Here is a 16,763-nt window from a genome sequence, read left to right as displayed (position 1 = left end):
GGGTGGAGTGCCGTGCACTCCGACACCCGAGGCAAATGGTCCCACGTCAGCCGGTGGGCGTGACCTGCAGATCGTCTAAAGAGCGGCCGAGTTCGCGAACGCGCCGCGATCCGGCGCGGATCGGTCCACGTCACGGTGCGCGTCCAGCGATGCGGCGGCCGCCGCCCCGGCCGGACCCGAGAGCCTGATCACGCCGTAGTCGTACCCGACGCGGCGGTAGACCACGCTGGGCAGGCCGAGGTCGACGTCCAGGAACAGGTAGAAGTCGTGGCCGACCAGCTCCATGTTGGACAGGGCGTCCTCGAGTGTCATCGGGTCGGCCTCGTGCGTCTTCTCCCGCACGACCAGCGGTTCCTGCTCCTCCGCCGCGCCCCGGCCAGTCGGGCTGTGGGCCGCGGCGAGCGAGTCGGCGGGGGCGGCGACGACCGGGCGCGCCGAGTTTCCCCCGGACGGTGCCGCCTCGGCGGCGGGATGCAGGTCGGCCGGTCGGGTGCCATCCAGCGGCATCAGGCTCTCCAGTGGCACGGAGGTGATGCCGGACTGCTTGGCACCGGCGTGGTTGGCGTGGTGACGGACCCGCCGGTCGGCGGCCCGGCGCAGGCGCTCGGCGAGCTTGCTGGTGGCCAGGTCGAGGGCGGCGTAGCAGTCGGCGGCGGCGGCCTCGGCCCGGATCACCGGGCCCCGCGAGTACACGGTGAGCTCAACCCGGTCGCAGACGTCGGACTGCCGGGGGTTGTGTTCCTTCGACAGCTCGACGTCGACGCTGATGATGTTGGAGTCCAGCCGCTCCAACTTGGCGAGCTTGGCCTCGACATGATTGCGGAACCGTTCCGGAACCGCGGTGTGCCTGCCCTTGACCACGATGTCCACGCGATCCACCTCCCGTTCGCCAATCCCGGCGACGCGACCTGCGCCGGGGGCCGGCCGTGCGCCGGTATGTTGTGGCGCCCCCCGGGATCCGTCCGGCCTCGGGCCGAGACGATCCACGGACGCCCTGTCCACGGTTGTCGCACCTTCCCGTCGTGCCGTTTGCGGTTGGTCGCCCGCGTTCGCCTCCTTCCCCGCAGCGGCGGGCCTACTCCGCCCATCGGCCCAGCATCCGCACGACGCATGCGCTACGCCCGACAGGCCTCAGGGCCCGCCGCCGCCCGTTCGTTCGCCCCTTGCGGACAGACACGGACGGTGCGTACCGGCAGTTTCACCCCGGCGGGCCGTGGATCGCGGGTAGGGCGGCTCTTCCGCGCGTCGGATCGGTGACGGCGACCACGGCGACGGCGGTGGTCCGCACCGAGGCGGCCCGCAGCGCCCGCACCGCCTCCCCCACCGTCGCCCCCGTCGTCAGCACGTCGTCGACGACGATGACCCGCGCGCCCGCCGGCAACGCCGCACGCCGGGCCGCGCGCGCCGGATTCGCCAGCTCGAAGGCGCCGGCGAGGTTCGCCGCCCGCGCCGCGGCACCCAGCCCGGCCTGATCGGCGAGCCGGCGCATCGGCCGCAGCACGGGCGCGATGCGCACCCGGTGACCGTGCCGGCGCAGCACGGTGGCCGCTGCGGAGCACAGCAGTGCCAGATGATCGAAGCCGCGCCGACGACGTGCCGCCGCGGTCGAGGGCACCGGCACGAGCACGCACGCAGGCGCGGGGGCCGACGTGCGGGACGTCCCGGTGGGCGCGCCCAGGGCTGCGGGCAACGCCCGCGCGATCGCGCCGGCCAGTGCGGCACCCAGCGGCCGGGCGGCGTCCACTCGGCCGCGCTCCTTGTAGGCCAGCAGAAGCGACCGGACCCGGCCGCCGTAGCGAGCCGCCGCCAGGCACGGCGGCAGCCCTCGCCGCCGCGGGGTGGCCATGGGACCCGCGGCGGCGAGGAAGGCTGGACCGCGCAGCTCCGCAGCGCACGCCGGGCACACCGCCGCCCCCCGACCGCCGCAGCCGGCGCACGACAGCGGCACGATCAGGTCGGCGAGGATCGCCAGGTTCCGGATGAGCAGGGGCAGCAAGGCGCGGGCCATAGGAGGAAGGATCACCATCCGCCGATGCGTCCGCCAGCCCCCGCGGGCGATCTGTGGACAACGCACCCCGCGCAGTCCGACCGGCTGTGAATATCCACGGACCTCTCCGGGGCCGGTGCCCGCAGGGAGCGGGCGGGAGAGAAGCGGGCCGGGGGAGGTCGTCGCACGGCACCCGGGCGCCGTCTGAGACGATCGTTGCCGGGCGGATCATCTCCGTGCAGCGGACGGTGCGCAGTGCGGACGGTGCGCAGTGCAGCCGACCGGGAGCACGTCCGGGCGGGCGATCCCGGCCATGACCGGCGATATCCGCGCGCCGGCCTCGGCACACCCCCGTCCCAGGGCACAGAATCCTGACAACGGGGACGGCCCCGCGCGGCGCCCCGCCGCCGGACAGACCCCTGACCGCGAAAGCCTGGAGCCACGTCGCCTCATGAGCAACCGCGAGACGTGAGCAACCGTGGGACCTGAGCAGACGTGGGACCTGAGCAGACGAGTGGAGACACACCCATGACCGACGGACCCGGCTGGGCCGCGCCCGGCACATCGTCGCCTCCGGGCGACGGTTCCGCCGGGCCGTCGTGGGGCGCGCCGCTACCCCACGACGGGTGGGGGCGCCCCGACCAACCCGCCGGTCAACCGCCGGTGCCCGTCGACGCGCCCCCGCCGGGCGGACCGCCCGGCTGGCACGGGCCTCCCCAGGGCGGACCGCCCGGGCGCTATGGGCCCCCACCCGGTCCGCCAGGGCCGTGGCGCTGGGGCGCGGCGGCACCGAAGCCGGGGATCATCCCACTGCGTCCGCTGGCCCTCGGCGAAATCCTGGACGGCACCTTCGCCACGATCCGGGCGAATCCGGGCGCGACGATCGGAGTCACCGTCGCGTCCGCGACCGTCGTCGAGACGATCTCCACGGTGGTGGCGATCACCACGGAGAACGCCTCGACCGCCGTGTCGGCGCTGGGCATCATCGCGTCCTTCGCGCTCGACCTCATCCTCGGGCTGTTCCTGTCCGGCGTGCTCAGCGTGGTCGTGAGCGAGGCGACGCTGGGTAGTCGCATCGGGCCGACCGAGGCCGTCCGACGGGTCGCCCCACGCCTCGGCGGCCTGTTCGCCCTCACGGTCATCGTCACGGTGGCGGTGGCACTCGGGCTGGTCGCCCTGCTGGTCGGCGCGGTCGTCGTGGGCGTCTATCTGGGGCTGGCGACGCCCGCGTACGTCCTCGAGGGCGGCGGCGTCCGCCAGGCCCTGCGACGCTCGGTGGCGATCGTGCGCGGCTCCTGGTGGCGCAGCCTCGGCATCCTGCTTCTCTCGACGCTCGTCGCGTTCATGCTCAGCGCGATCCTCACCGCCGTCACCGTGGTGATCCTGGAGTCGTCGGACGTGTTCGGCGACTTCCTGAACGGCGATCTCACGGTCACCGGCCACATCGTCCAGGGGATCGGCGAGCTGCTGGCCACGACGATCTCCACGCCGATCGTCTCCGGCACCGTCGTGCTGCTGTACATCGACCTACGGATCCGGCGGGAGGGGTTGGACGTCACCCTCGCCGAGGCCGCCCGGGCCCGCGCGGCCGGGATGGGGACGCCCGGATGACCCTGGGCGGTCCGGTCACCCGCGACGGCGCCCGGCAGGAGGCGCACCGCGAGCTGTCGGACGGCATCTACGGCAACANCCGGCCGCACTGGTGGAACCGGCTGCTGAGCTGGATCGGCGACCGGATCGCGGACCTGTTCGACTGGATCCTCCCGCACAGCGGGTCGGGCGGCGGTTCACGCGGTCTCGGGGTCCTCGCGCTGGTGGTGGTGCTCGTCGTCGGGGCGGTCGCGCTGCGGTGGTGGCTGGGGCCGGTCCGGCGGACCGCGCGGGCCCGGCAGGCGGCCGCGGACGACCTGTCCAGCCCGCTGACCGCCGCGCAGTTGCGGGCCGAGGCCGACCGGCACGCAGCCAGCGAGGACTACGCGCGGGCGGTGCGCTCCCGGCTACGGGCGATCGTGCGGATGCTCGAGGAAAAGGGTGTGCTCGACCCGCGCCCCGGACGCACCGCCGGGGAGCTCGTCGCCGAGGTCGCCCAGATCGCCCCGGCCGCCGACCGCGGGCCGGCCGGCCCGCCCGCCACCGTCCCCGGCACGCCCAGCACCGACCATGACCCGGCCGGCGCCGGCCCGGCCGGGGGCGGGCGAGCTGCCCTGGCCGCCGCCGTGGAGGTCTTCAGCGAGATCTGGTACGGCGGCCGCCCGGCCACCGCCGCCGGCTACCAGATGCTCGTCGACGCGGACGCCGCGCTGTCGCGGCTGCGAAGCGGCGCCGGCGGGCGGGACGGCGCGGCGGCCAGCCTCGCGGTGCCGGCATGACGGCCAGCGGCACCCTGGCGCCGGGGGGCACCAGCCCGGGGGGCGCCTCGCCCAGCGCTGTACGCAGCGGGCCCCGCCCGCCGGCGGTGCGCCGCGGGATCCTCGTGACGGCCGTCGTCGGCACCATCGTGCTCGGCTTCCTCGTGATCACCGCCCTGGCCACCCGCCCGGCCGGACGGCCGGCGCTGGATGTGGCCTCGCCCAAGTCCGACGGAACCCGCGCCCTGGCCCAGATCCTGCGCGCCCGCGGCGTGGTGGTGTCCGCCGCCGACGCCGTGCCCGCGGGTTCGGCCGGCCGGCAGGACACGCTCGTCGTCGTCCGCCCCGGACGGCTGACCCACGACGCGCTCACCGACCTGCTCGGCCGCGTCTGGCGAGGCTCCGACGTCGTGCTGGTGGCGCCGGGTGACGCCGTACTCGACGCGCTCGACGTTGGCATCGTCACGGCCGACCGGCAGCCGGCCGGCGACGAGTCCGACCCGCGGTGCGCGCTGCCCGAGGCGGCGGTGGCGGGCAGCGTCACGATCGGCGCGGGCCGGGCCTTCACCCCCGCCGACGGCGCCGATCTCGGCGACATGCGTCCGACGCTCTGCTACGGCGACCCGCCCGACGCGGCCGAGCTCGCGGTCCTCAACCCCGGCCGGACCAAAGCCGCGCCGGCGGCCGGGCGGCTGGTGCTGCTCGGCTCCGCGGACTTCCTCACCAACGGTGAGCTGGACCGTTCGGGCAACGCGGCGCTCGCGCTCGGCCTGCTCGCCCGGCATCCCACGCTGTCCTGGATCACCCCGGCCGCGGACGCCACCGGCGGGGTCGGTACCCGCAGCGTCGCCGAGCTGCTGCCCGCCGGGTTCCGGTGGGCGTGCCTGCAGGCCCTCGTCGTACTGGTGCTGCTCGCGTTGTGGCGGGGGCGGCGGCTGGGACCGCCGGTACCCGAGCCGCTGCCCGTGATCGTGCGGGCCGCGGAGACCGTGGAGGGTCGCGGCCGGCTCTACGCCGCCGCGCACGCCCGCGACCGGGCGGCCGACGCGCTGCGGGCCGGCACCCGGGTTCGACTGGCGGAACGCACGGGGCTGCCCGTGCTGGCCGGACCGGGCGGGACACCCGGACCCGATCCCGTAGCCCTCGTGGCCTCCGTCAGCGAACGCACCGGGCGGTCACCCTCGGAAATCGGATCGCTCCTGTACGGTTCGGGCATGCCGCCGCAGACCACCGGCGCGCCCAGCCCACTCGGGCGGGCCCGGGACCGCTACCAGTCGCGTCATCTCCCGCCGGACGCCGCCTCGCCGGGGGCGCCGACGGCGGCGGGCGATGGGCCCGGTGCCCGGCGCGGCACCGGACGGCCGGGTGATCGGGACGCCGCGCTGCTCGCGCTGGCCCGAGCGCTCGACGAACTCGACCGACAGATAGGTGGACGGTGACCTCTCCGAACATCGACGCGGAGCCGACCGCCGCGGGACCGGCCCGGCCCGCGGCGCCGACCCCGGACCCACCCGCCAGGTCCGGGCAGCCCGCTCCGGCCACGCAGGCCGTTTCGGGAACTCCCGGCAAGCACGTCGGCCCCGCAGCCGACGTACCACCGGCCCGGGATGACGCGCAGGCCGAGGAGACTCTCCGCCGGCCAGGCGCCGCATCGACGCATCAGATTCCGCCGGCCCCGCCAGCACCGTCCGCCCCGCCAGCGCCGTCCGCCCCGCCAGCGCCGTCCGCCCCGCCGGCGCCGGTGGCCGCCCGGCCGGGCGGGTGGCCCGCACCGCCCGACGCCGACGCCGCGCGCCGGGCGCTGATCGCGTTGCGCGGCGAGGTCGCCAAGGCCGTGATCGGCCAGGACGCCGCCGTCAGCGGGCTGGTGGTCGCCCTGCTCTGCCGCGGGCACGCGCTGCTCGAAGGCGTGCCGGGCGTGGCGAAGACCCTGCTCGTGCGCACCCTGGCGACCGCGCTGTCGCTGGACACCAAGCGGCTGCAGTTCACCCCGGATCTGATGCCGGGTGACGTCACCGGCTCGCTCGTCTACGACAACCGCAGCTCCGCGTTCACCTTCCGCGAGGGTCCGGTCTTCACGAACCTGCTGCTTGCCGACGAGATCAACCGGACGCCACCGAAGACCCAGGCGGCCCTGCTGGAGGTGATGGAGGAACGGCAGGTCAGCGTGGAGGGAACGCCCCGGCCGCTGCCCACTCCGTTCGCCGTCCTGGCGACCCAGAACCCCATCGAGCACGAGGGCACCTACCCGCTGCCCGAGGCGCAGCTCGACCGGTTCCTGGTCAAGGTGACGCTGCCGCTGCCGCCACGCGACGACGAGATCCGGGTGCTGGCCCACCACGCCGGCGGCTTCGACCCGACGGACCTGGCCGCGGCCGGAGTGCGGCCGGTCGCGGGCCCGGCGGAGCTGGCCGCGGCGCGCGCGGCGGTGCTCGCCGTCGCGGTGCACCCGGAGGTGCTGGCGTACATCGTCGACCTGGCGCGGGCGACCCGGGTGGCGCCGAGTGTGCAGCTCGGGGTGTCGCCGCGCGGGGCCACCGCGCTGCTGGCGACCACGCGGGCCTGGGCGTGGCTGTCGGGACGCGGCTACGCGACCCCCGACGACGTCAAGGCCCTGGCCCGGGCCACGCTGCGCCACCGGATCAGCCTGCGGCCCGAGGCCGAACTCGACGGAGTGACCGCGGACGTCGTGCTGGAACAGGTGCTGGCCACCGTCCCGGTGCCCCGGTAGGGCCGGTGGCGATCACCGGGCGCGCCGTCGCGCTGGCCCTGTTCGGGGCGCTGGTCGTCCTGCTCTCCCCCGCGCCCGGCCTGACGATGCTGGTCGTCGACGTGGTGATCGTGGCGCTCGTCGGGGTCGACCTGACGCTGGCCGGCGGGGTCCGCACGCTGGAGTTCACCCGGTCGGGGCCGACGGCCGCCCGGCTGGGCCAGCCCGTCCCCCTCGTACTCGGGATCGCCAACGGCGGTGGCCGGCCGGTGCGGGCCCGGGTCCGCGACGCCTGGCCACCGTCCGCGGGCGCCCGGCCGCGGGAGCACCGGGTGGTCGTCCCCGCCGGGGAACGGCGCTTCCTGGAGACGACGCTGTATCCGACGCGGCGCGGCGACCGGGAGCCGTTCCGGATCACGGTGCGTTCCGTCGGTCCGCTCGGCCTCGCCGGCCGGCAGGGCCGCCACCAGTCTCCGTGGCGGGTCCGGGTGCTGCCGCCGTTCACGTCGCGCCGGCACCTGCCCGCGGCGCTGGCCCGGCTGCGGGAGGTCGAGGGCGAGGTCGCGATCCGCGGGGCCGGCGCCGGCTCGGAGTTCGACAGCCTGCGCGACTATGTGATCGGCGACGACGTCCGCCTGATCGACTGGCGGGGCACCGCCCGACGCGGAGCGGTGGTGGTCCGGACCTTCCGGCCGGAGCGGGACCGGCGGGTGGTCTGCGTGCTCGACACCGGGCGGACCTCCGCCGGGCGGGTCGGCGACGTCCCCAGGCTGGACCATGCGCTCGACGCCGCGCTGCTGCTCACCGCGGTCGCGCTGCGGGCCGGCGACCGGGTCGGTCTCGTCGCGCACGACAGCGTGCCCCGGGTGACGCTGCCCGGTTCGCACGACCACGCGTACCTGGCCCGGATGACCGACGCCATGGCCCGGCTGGAACCGGCCATCGTCGAGGCGGACCACGCCGGGATGATCTCGACGGTGCTGCGGGAGACCTCGCGCCGATCCCTGGTCGTGCTGTTCACCGAGCTGGCGCCGGCCGTGATCGAGGAGGGGCTGCTACCGGCACTGGGGACGTTGACCGCGCGGCACTCCGTTCTGGTTGCGGCGCTGCGCGACCCTCGCGTCGACGAGCTCGCCGCCGGCCGTGGCGACGTCCGCGCCGTATACGCCGCCGCAGCGGCCGAACAGACGCTGATGCGCCGCCGCGAGCTCACCGAGACGCTGCGCCGCCGCGGCGTCGAGGTCGTCGACGCGCCGCCCGCCGGCTACGCCGCGGCCGTCACCGACACCTACCTCACCCTGAAGTCCCTCGGTCGGCTCTGAACCCTGAAGTCCCTCGGTCGGCTCTGACCGCCGACCAGGTGATCGCCGGCGGCCGGACCGCCGCGCACAGCGGCTGGCCGCGGGCGTCGGTCAGGTCAAGCAGGCCGGTCAGGTCAAGCAGGCCGGTCAGGTCAAGCAGGCCGTCCCCCGCCCGGCCGCCTGCCGGGGCTCGGCGGCACGGCGCCTCTCCGCGAGCGGTCTCGTGCCGCCGCGTTCGTCGCGGCGGGCGCCGTCAGGTCGCGGGGACGGGGGTCAGCGCGACGACGGGGATCTTCCGGCCGGCCTTCGCCTCGTACTCGGCGAAAGCCGGGTAGGTCGCGGCATGCCGGGCGTAGATGGCGTCACGTTCGGCGCCGGTGACCTCGTCGACACGCACGGCCAGGGTCCGGGCGTCAATCTCGATCTTCGCCTCGGGGTGCGCCTTCAGGTTGTGGTACCAGGCCGGATCTTTGGGTGCCCCGGCGTACGAGGCGAACACCAGGTACCGATCGCCGTCCTCGGCGTACACCAACGGGTTGATCCGCGGAGTGCCGCTGCGGGCCCCGGTGGTGTGCAGCAGCAGGATCGGAGTTCCCGCGAACTGACCACCGGGGTGCCCCCCGGTGGCCCGGAAGTCGGCGATGATCCGGGCGTTGAAATCGTCGGTGTCTGCCATGGGTGGGCGCTCCCCTCGTCAAACCGCCTGGTCGGGTCCGGACGGTATACGAATTTCCGACATCCGTTGTGGCTCAGGCAGGNAGGTCCGCGGCGGTTGACTGCTGGGCGGGCACGGCGGGAGCGCCGGGAGCGCCGATCCCCACCGGGAGAAGCGTCGGGTAGTCCAGGTAGCCACGGTCGTCGCCGCCGTAGAAGGTCGCTCGGTCGCCCGGGTTGAACGGTCCGCCGGCCGCGAGCCGGGCCGGCAGGTCCGGGTTGGCGAGGAAGGCAGCCCCGAAGCTGAGCAGATCGGTGGTGCCGTCCTCGACAAGGGGAAGGTCCGCGAGCCCGGTCGGCTGGTCACCCGTGGCCGGGTTGAGGATCAGCGTGCCGCCGAAGCGGCGGCGCAGCTCCACGGTCAGCGACCGCTCGGCGTTCTCGGCGATGTGCAGGTAGGCCAGTCCGAGCGGGCGCACCGCGTCCACCAGCGCGGTGTACGTGGCGGGCACGTCGTCGACGACGATGTCGTTGAAGCTGCCGCCGGGCGAGATCCGCAGCCCCACCCGGTTCGCGCCGATCGCCTCGACCACGGCCCGGGTGACCTCGACGGCGAACCGGATCCGGCCGGCGACCGAGCCGCCCCAGCCATCGGTGCGGCGGTTGGCGTTCGTGGCCAGGAACTGGTTGATGAGGTAACCGTTCGCGCCGTGCACCTCGACGCCGTCGAAGCCGGCGGCGATGGCGTTGCTGGCCGCCTCGGCGAACTCCGCGATGATCTCGGAAATCTGCTCCTCGGTCAGTTCGGCCGGGGTCTCGAAGTCCGCCATGCCCGTGGCGCTGAACGTCTGGCCGGCGGGACGGACCGCGGACGGGGCGAGTGGGATCGCGCCCGCGGGCAGCAGGCTCGGGTGGCTGATCCGCCCGGCGTGCATGAGCTGGACGAAGATCACTCCGCCGGCGTCGTGCACTGCGGCGGTGACCGCCCGCCATGCCTGGACCTGCTCGGCGCTGTGCAGGCCGGGGGTGTTCGGGTAGCCCTGGCCGACGGCGGAGGGCTGGACGCCCTCGGTGATGATCAGGCCGGCGCCGGCCCGCTGGGCGTAGTAGGTCGCCATCGACGGCGTCGGGGTGGCGCCGGGACCGAAGGCCCGGTTGCGGGTCATCGGCGCCATCGCGACGCGGTTCGCCAGGTGCAGGCCGGCCAGGTCGATCGGGTCGAAGGCGGTGGTCATCGGACTCCCTCTCGTCACCGTCACGCCCCCGCCGAGCGCGGTCGCGGACTACCCAGTCCGAACCTCACGCCCGCCGACGACTCTTCCCGGTGGCATCGAGTGTGAGCCGCGCCACCCGGACAGGACGGTGGTCACGGCGTCGGATCGTGACCGAACTGTCGGAGGGCGGCGCTAGCATGCAGCCATGCTTGATCACATAGGTGTCCAGGCGGCCGACGTCGAGGCATCGCTCGCCTTCTACCTGCGTACCTTCGCGGCCATCGGCATCCGCGAGGCGAAACGCTTCCCAGCCGGCGATTCCGTGGTGGTCGGTCTGTCCGGGCCGGACGGGATGGCGTCGTTCTGGCTCAGTCCCGCGGCCGACGCCGAGACCCGGGAGCTGCACGTGGCCTTCCGCGCCCCGGACCGGGCCGCCGTCGACGCGGTGCACGAGGCCGCGGTGCGCGACGGCGTCGAGGTGCTGCACGCGCCGCGCGTCTGGCCCGAGTACCACCCCACCTACTACGGCGTCTTCCTGCGCGATCCCGACGGCCACAACGTCGAGGCCGTCCATCACGGGTTCTAGGAGACCGCCGGGTCGTCCTCGGCGGCGTGGGCCACTTTCCCCACCGCGAGGCCACGGCGGCGGTGACGAACCTGGTCGCCGGCCATCTCCAGGCGGCGAACGGCCGAGCGCGGGCCCGCGGCCCGGGCTAGCTAGCCCTCGTCGGCCGGGGCGAGCAGGCAGGCGGGGAAGCCGCCGCGGCTGATCGGCCCCCACCGGTCGATCCGCAGCCGGAGCAGCACCTTCTCCTGACGGCGCATGGCCTCGCGGTACTCGTCCCAGTCGGGGTGCTCGCCGCTGATGCAGCGGAAGTACTCCACCAGCTCCTCGACCGCGACGGGTTGGTCGACCACGGTGATCGTGCCGTCGACCTGGACCCACTCGCCGTTGAANTCGTCGGACAGCACGCACATCGACGCCCGCGGGTCGCGGCGCGCGTTGCGGGTCTTTGCCCGCTCCGGGTAGGTCGACACGACGATGTCGCCGGCGGTGTCGACGCCCATCGTCACCGGGGAGAGCTGCGGGGCGCCGTCGCGGCGGGTGGTGACGAGGATGCCGCGGTGGCGGGGGCGGACGAAGTCGAGCAGGCCCACGCGGTCGACGCTGACATCCCTGGCTGCGGTCGGACTCATCCCGGCAGCCTATTGCCGTCCGGGCGACGCAGTGCGCCGGGGAAAGCGTGGTGGAGTCGGCGGGGGCGGGTTCAGGCCACGGGGGCCAGGTCGGCGGCGCCGTGGGCGGCGTCGAGGTCGGCCGTCTGACCGGCCGCCGCCGCGCGCGAACCGTAGCTCCAGGCGTAGGCGACGAAGCCGGCCCAGGCCAGCGCGCCGATCCCGATCCGCACCGCCGTCGGCAGCCCGGAGGGCGTCACGAACGCCTCGATGACGCCGGAGACCGCCAGGGCGACCGCGGCGCCGAGCGTGATCGTCACCGCGGCCCGTCCCTCGGCGGCCAGTGCCTCGACGCGGCGCCGTGGGCCCGGCGCGATGATCGACCAGCCCAGGCGCAGGCCCACCGCCCCCGCCAGGAACACGACCGTGAGCTCCAGCATGCCGTGCGGGAGGATCAGGCTCCAGAACTGGCCGCTCTGCCCGCAGCTCGTCATGTACCCGCCGACCACCCCGGTGTTCACCGCGTTCATCAGCAGCACCAGCAGGGTCGGCAGGCCGAGCAGCGCGCCGGCGGCGACCGCCGTCGCCGAGACCCAGGCGTTGTTCGTCCAGACCTGGCTGGCGAACGAGGGAGCCGGGTTCTCCGTGTAGTACGACGCGAAGTCGGAGCGACACAGCTTGGCGACCGCGCTCGGCGGGGCCAGGTTGGCCTGCGCCTCGGCGTCGTTGGCGATCCAGAGCCCGACGGCCAGCGCGACGAGCACCGAGCCGAGCGCGGTGGCGAGCACCCAGCGGCGGCGTTCGTAGACGGCCAGCGGGAAGGTCACGGCGAAGAACCGGCCGACGACGTGCCACCCGGGGTCGGGCGCCCCGCCCACCGCCGCGCGGGCACGGGTCACCAGGGTGGTGAGGTCGTCGACGAGGCTGGTGTCGTAGGAACGGGTACGAATCACCGACAGGTGGGTCGCGGCCCGCTGGTAGAGCTCGACCAGCTCGTCGAGCTCGTCGGCGCTCATCCGGCGCGGCCGGCCGGCCCGGTCGACGAGCCGGCCGAGCCGGATCCACTCCGGGCGGTGCACGGCGACGAACGCATCGAGATCCATGGCGGTCCCATCCTCGCAGACGGGTGGTGACGCCGGGACTTCCCGCCGCCACCACCCGTGGCACCACCCGTGGCACCGGCCGGGGACCGGCCGGGGCACCGCCGTCCCGTCAGGACCCGTCGCCGCCGTCGAGGGCCAGGTCGGCGAAGTCCGCGAGGCCGGTGGCGAGGGCCGTGATCGTCGGGTACTTCCAGATGAAGTTGCCGGGCAGAGTGATGCCGAGCGCGGGTTCCAGCCGGGAGCGCAGCTCGAGGGCGAGCAGCGAGTCGAAGCCGAACGAGCGCAGCGGCGTGTCCGGATCGAGCGTGCTCTGGCTCAGCCGCAGCACCACCCGCAGATGCTCGCCCAGGTACTCCTCGAACAGCGTCCGCCGGGGCACCCCCGCCGCCACGGCCCGCAGTCTCGCCCGGATGTCGGTCGGACCGTCGTGTTCGGCCTCCTGCGCACCATCGGCCCGGAGGATGGCCCGGAACACCGACAGCGGACGACCGGCCGGCGGTATCCAGGCGGTCGGGTCGCCGGGCAGCAGGCCGGCGTGCCGGCGGCCGAGCGCGAGGACCGTCTCCAGGGCGTACAGGCCGTCGCGGGTCGGGATGGTCTCGTAACCCCGCGCCCCGAAGATCTCCCCGCCGCCGATCTCGCCCCAGACCCCCCAGTTGATCGAGATGGTCGGCAGCCCCTGCGCGCTGCGCCAGTCGGCGAAACCGTCGAGCCAGGAGTTCGCCGAGGCGTAGGCGCCCTGGCCGGGGATGCCCAGCAGCGACGAGATCGACGAGTAGAGCACGAACCAGTCCAGCGGACGGCCCTCGGTCGCCGCGTGCAGGCGGGCGGCACCGAGCACCTTGGGATGCCAGACGCCGTGCAACTGCTCGGCAGTGATGGTGGTCAACGCCGCGTCCTGGAGCACCATCGCCGAGTGCACGACGCCGCGCAGGGTGACGTCGTCGGCGGTGGCGGCGGCGACGAGCCGCTCGGCGACCCCCGCCTCGGCGGCGTCGCCGAGGACCACCCGGACGTCGGTGCCCTGGGCGGCGAGCTCGGTGAGCCGCTTGTCGATCTCCGGGCTCGGCGCCGACCGGCCGTTGAGCACCACGCGGCCGGCCCGGCGAGCGGTCAGCCAGGCGGCGGTCGCCAGGCCCACCCCGCCGAGACCCCCCGTGATGATGTACGCCGCGCCGGGCCGTACCGGGGACGGGGCGCCGCCGGGCCGGATCGCCACGGCCTGCCCGTCGTCCGGGACGGTCAACACGATCTTACCGATGTGGCGGGCGCCGGCCATGAACCGGAACGCCTCGGCGGCCGAGGCGAGCGGGAAGCTCTGCACGGGCAGCGGAACGAGGTCGCCGGCGGCGAAGGCGGCGGAGAGCTCGCGGAGCAGGGCCACCACCCGGTGCCGCTGCTCGCGGCACAGTTCGATCGCGTTGACGCTGGCCAGCGTGATGCTGTTGCGGAACGGCAGCAGGCCGAGAGGGTTGTCGGCGAGGATGTCGCGCAGCCCGAGCTCGACGAACCGGCCAAACGGCGCCAGGGTGTCCAGCCCCGCGCGGATCGCCGGGCCCGGCAGGGAGTTCAGCACGACGTCGACGCCCCGGCCCCCCGTCGCCGCGCGCGCCTGCGCGGCGAAGTCCAGCGAGCGGGAGTCCATGACGTGGCGCACGCCGATGCCGCGCAGGTAGGCCCGCTTCTCCGGGGTGCCGGCGGTGGCGAGGACCTCGGCGCCGAGCAGCCGGGCGACGGCGATCGCGGCGAGCCCGGTCCCGCCGGTGCCCGAGTGGATGAGGACCGACTCGCCCGCGCGCAGGTCGGCGACCTCCCGCAGGGCGTACCAGGCGGTCGCGAAGGCGACCGGGATGCCGGCTGCCGCCACCGCGTCCACCCCGGCGGGGATCGGCATGGTCAGGTCGGCGTCGGTGGTCAGGAAGGAGCCGAACGCCCCGCCGCCGAGCAGGTCCACCGCGATGACCTCGTCCCCGGGGCGCGGGACGGTGACGCCCGGGCCGACTGCGGTGACAACGCCGGCGCACTCGAACCCGATCGGCGTCGGCGGCAGCACCCCGAGGGCCAGCAGCACGTCGCGGAAGTTCACCCCGGCGGCGCGCACCCGCACCTCCACCTGCCCGGGGCCCGGCCGGCGCCGCTCGGCGACGGCGATGTGCAGGTCGTCGAGGTCACCGGATTCGGGGGTGCGCAGCGCGAAGCCGTCGCGGCCGTAGCGCACCGACTGGTGGGCGGCGTCGTGCCGTTCGGCGGCCGTCACCGGCGTCGGCACCACGCGGGCGACGAACCGGATCCCGCTGCGCAGGGCGATCTCGTCGTCGGCGGCGACGGGGCCGGGGGTGCCGGGCGGGGCGAGCGCGTCGGCGGCGAACAGCTCGTCGGCGAGATCGTCGGCGTCGGCGGCGAACGACGGGCCGCGCCCGGCGCCTGCACCACCGGAACCAGTACCGCCGGAACCAGTACCGCCGGGAGCGGCGATGGCACCGGCCCCCGCGGGCAGGACTCCGGCCGGGTCGGCGTCGAGGTGGACCATGCGGAACTCGGGGTGCTCATGGGCGAGCACCCGCAGCAGGCCGCGCACCCCGCCCCGGTGGGGGTCGGGCACGGTGGCGGGCGTCAGGGCCCGCGCGCCGCGGGTGACGGTGAACAGCCGCGGCGCGGCGCCCGACAGCCCGGCGAGGGTCTGCACCACCGTCAGCAACGCCCGGACGGCCCGTTCGGCGACCACCGGGGACAGCGCCAGCGCGTCGGGTACGTCGGGTACGTCGGAGTCCGCGGCCGGTCCGTCGAGGACGACGACGACCCGCTCCGGCCGGCCCGCGGTGGTCCACGCCTGCCCGGTGCCGCGGGCCCACCGCTGGGTGTCGTCGGCGGCGTCGGGCAGCAGCCCGAACTCGGCGGCCGCCCCGGCGACGACCAACGCGGCGGCGAGGTCGCGCCCGGAGCCGGTGGGGTCGCCGAGCACGAGCCAGCGGCCCGGCCGGCCGGGCCCATCGGCCGGCAGGCGCGGGGCCGGCTGCCAGGCCAACCCGTACAGCCAGCCGTCGATCCGCGCGGCGAGTTCCGTCGGCGCGGAGCCCGCGGCGGCGGAGTCGGCCGTGCTGTGGTGGAGGTAGCGCATCCCGTCGAGGGCGGCGACGGGTGTGCCGGCGGCGTCGAGCAGGCGGACGTGCCCGATGGGGTTGCCGACGTCGCCCCCGTCCGGGTACTCCATCCAGCCGTGGACGTACCGCACGGTCGCGGTGTCCCCGAACACCCGGATCTCGTCGATGCCGGCGGGCAGGACCAGACCCTGCTCGGTCGCGGCCGGCAGGCTGACGACGAGAGCCTGGGCGCAGGCGTCGATGAGCACGGGATGGATGGGCAGCTCCTGCACGCCGGCGGCGGCGATCGGCGGGACGGTCACGGTCGCCCAGACTCCGCGGTTGTCCACCCCCGCGTGCAGGTCGGTGATGGCGGCGAAGGCGGGTCCATGATCGATTCCGCGGCGGCGCAGGTTGCGGTAGACCTCGTCCGGTCCGACGCGGCGGGGGTGCGCGACGGCGAGGTCGAGCAACGTCGCGCCCCCGTCCGACGCGGGCCGGGTGGTCCGCCGCAGCACGCCGGACATGCGCCGGCTCCAGCCGTTCTCCGTGCCGTCGCTGCGGGCGAAGATCTCGATCAGGGTCCGGTCCGGGTCCTGGGGTGTCGCGGTCATCAGCGCGTCGGTGTGATCGTCGAGGTCGAGCAGTTCCTCGAACGCGGTCTCGGTCAGGACGACCTCCCCCGACCCGGCGCCGGGGAACACCTCCGCCGCGGCGCTGAGCGCGAAGGCGCAGTACGCGGCACCGGGCAGCACCGCCCGGCCGTGCACCCGGTGGTCGGCGAGCCACCCGACGGCCGCGGTGCCGACGTCGGAACGCCACAGGTGCCGCACCGGGCCGCTCGGCACCTCGGAGTGCGAGCCCGGCAGTGGTGGTGTGCCCGCGCCGCCGGGGGTCGCCGCGAGGGTCCGCGGGCCGGGAAGGGGGGCGTCGATCCAGTGGCGGCGGCGGTCGAACACCAACGGCGGGACGTCGACGATCACTCCGTCGGGGTAGAGCACCGACCAGTCGACGGGCACGCCAGCGCAGTGAGCCGCCGCGAGCGCGATCCGGAACTCCTGCTGACCGTCGCCGTCCCGGTGCAGCGTCGGCAGCACCACCGGGGTGCGGCTGCCACCGGTCAGGCTGTCGGCGATCGGGCGGGCCACCACCGGGTTCGGGGAGATCTCGAGGAAGACGCGGTGTCCGTN

12 protein-coding genes and 3 pseudogenes are annotated in these 16,763 nt (G+C 75.1%); 6 read left to right on the top strand and 9 right to left on the bottom strand.

Annotation, left to right across the window (positions count from 1 at the left end):
* Positions 1 to 75 precede the first annotated feature (75 nt).
* Positions 76 to 870, bottom strand: a complete 795-nt coding sequence (hpf, locus tag UK82_RS07125) for a ribosome hibernation-promoting factor, HPF/YfiA family (protein WP_055406670.1) — start codon at positions 868 to 870, stop codon at positions 76 to 78.
* A gap of 328 nt (positions 871 to 1,198) precedes the next feature.
* Positions 1,199 to 2,008: a ComF family protein gene (locus UK82_RS07120; protein ID WP_044884611.1), complete on the bottom strand. Its 810-nt coding sequence runs from the start codon at positions 2,006 to 2,008 to the stop codon at positions 1,199 to 1,201.
* 507 nt (positions 2,009 to 2,515) lie between these two features.
* On the opposite strand from UK82_RS07120, the gene UK82_RS07115 reads away from it, so the two are divergent.
* The 5 genes from UK82_RS07115 (at position 2,516) to UK82_RS07095 (ending at position 8,367) form a co-directional block, all read left to right on the top strand.
* Positions 2,516 to 3,598: a hypothetical protein gene (locus tag UK82_RS07115; protein ID WP_044884612.1), complete on the top strand. Its 1,083-nt coding sequence runs from the start codon at positions 2,516 to 2,518 to the stop codon at positions 3,596 to 3,598.
* Positions 3,599 to 3,677: 79 nt separating this feature from the next.
* Positions 3,678 to 4,356 (top strand): DUF4129 domain-containing protein (locus UK82_RS07110; RefSeq protein WP_236705606.1); only part of this gene is annotated, 679 nt, incomplete at its 5' end.
* The gene (locus tag UK82_RS07105; RefSeq protein WP_055406668.1) at positions 4,353 to 5,774 is read left to right on the top strand and encodes a DUF4350 domain-containing protein; all 1,422 of its coding nucleotides are present in this window, start codon (positions 4,353 to 4,355) and stop codon (positions 5,772 to 5,774) included. The genes UK82_RS07110 and UK82_RS07105, both read left to right, overlap by 4 nt.
* A 302-nt stretch (positions 5,775 to 6,076) precedes the next feature.
* Positions 6,077 to 7,066, top strand: a complete 990-nt coding sequence (locus tag UK82_RS07100; RefSeq protein ID WP_055406667.1) for a MoxR family ATPase — start codon at positions 6,077 to 6,079, stop codon at positions 7,064 to 7,066.
* Positions 7,067 to 7,071: 5 nt separating this feature from the next.
* Positions 7,072 to 8,367 carry a DUF58 domain-containing protein gene (locus tag UK82_RS07095; protein WP_044884615.1) on the top strand — a complete coding sequence of 432 codons (1,296 nt, stop codon included), beginning with the start codon at positions 7,072 to 7,074 and terminating at the stop codon, positions 8,365 to 8,367.
* Here UK82_RS07095 and UK82_RS36355 read toward each other — a convergent pair.
* From UK82_RS36355 to UK82_RS07085, 3 genes and pseudogenes are all read right to left on the bottom strand, one after another.
* A pseudogene (locus UK82_RS36355) lies at positions 8,339 to 8,479 on the bottom strand (DUF5990 family protein); the annotation flags it as partial. The gene UK82_RS07095 and the pseudogene UK82_RS36355 overlap by 29 nt on opposite strands.
* A gap of 120 nt (positions 8,480 to 8,599) precedes the next feature.
* Positions 8,600 to 9,022, bottom strand: coding sequence for a nitroreductase family deazaflavin-dependent oxidoreductase (locus tag UK82_RS07090; RefSeq protein ID WP_055406666.1), 423 nt, complete (start codon positions 9,020 to 9,022; stop codon positions 8,600 to 8,602).
* An 83-nt stretch (positions 9,023 to 9,105) separates the two neighbouring features.
* The coding region (locus tag UK82_RS07085) for an alkene reductase (protein WP_255354255.1) at positions 9,106 to 10,235 on the bottom strand (1,130 nt) is incomplete at its 3' end.
* A gap of 184 nt (positions 10,236 to 10,419) precedes the next feature.
* Here UK82_RS07085 and UK82_RS07080 point away from each other — a divergent pair.
* Positions 10,420 to 10,800 carry a VOC family protein gene (locus UK82_RS07080; RefSeq protein ID WP_044884618.1) on the top strand — a complete coding sequence of 127 codons (381 nt, stop codon included), beginning with the start codon at positions 10,420 to 10,422 and terminating at the stop codon, positions 10,798 to 10,800.
* Positions 10,801 to 10,931: 131 nt separating this feature from the next.
* Here the strand turns inward: UK82_RS07080 and UK82_RS36350 are convergent.
* From UK82_RS36350 to UK82_RS36340, 4 genes and pseudogenes are all read right to left on the bottom strand, one after another.
* Positions 10,932 to 11,171 (bottom strand): annotated as a pseudogene (locus UK82_RS36350) (PPOX class F420-dependent oxidoreductase); the annotation flags it as partial.
* 1 nt (position 11,172) lies between these two features.
* The coding region (locus tag UK82_RS36345; RefSeq protein ID WP_236705605.1) for a TIGR03618 family F420-dependent PPOX class oxidoreductase at positions 11,173 to 11,411 on the bottom strand (239 nt) is incomplete at its 3' end.
* A 71-nt stretch (positions 11,412 to 11,482) separates the two neighbouring features.
* Complete coding sequence (locus UK82_RS07070; protein WP_044884620.1) at positions 11,483 to 12,493, bottom strand: stage II sporulation protein M; 1,011 nt, start codon at positions 12,491 to 12,493, stop codon at positions 11,483 to 11,485.
* A 109-nt stretch (positions 12,494 to 12,602) separates the two neighbouring features.
* Positions 12,603 to 16,762: pseudogene (locus UK82_RS36340) on the bottom strand (KR domain-containing protein); the annotation flags it as partial.
* Between the last annotated feature and the right edge of the window lies 1 nt (position 16,763).

This window comes from Frankia sp. ACN1ag (genome assembly GCF_001414035.1).
GTDB lineage: Bacteria > Actinomycetota > Actinomycetes > Frankiales > Frankiaceae > Frankia > Frankia torreyi.
This window is presented reverse-complemented; position numbering and strand designations above follow the sequence as displayed.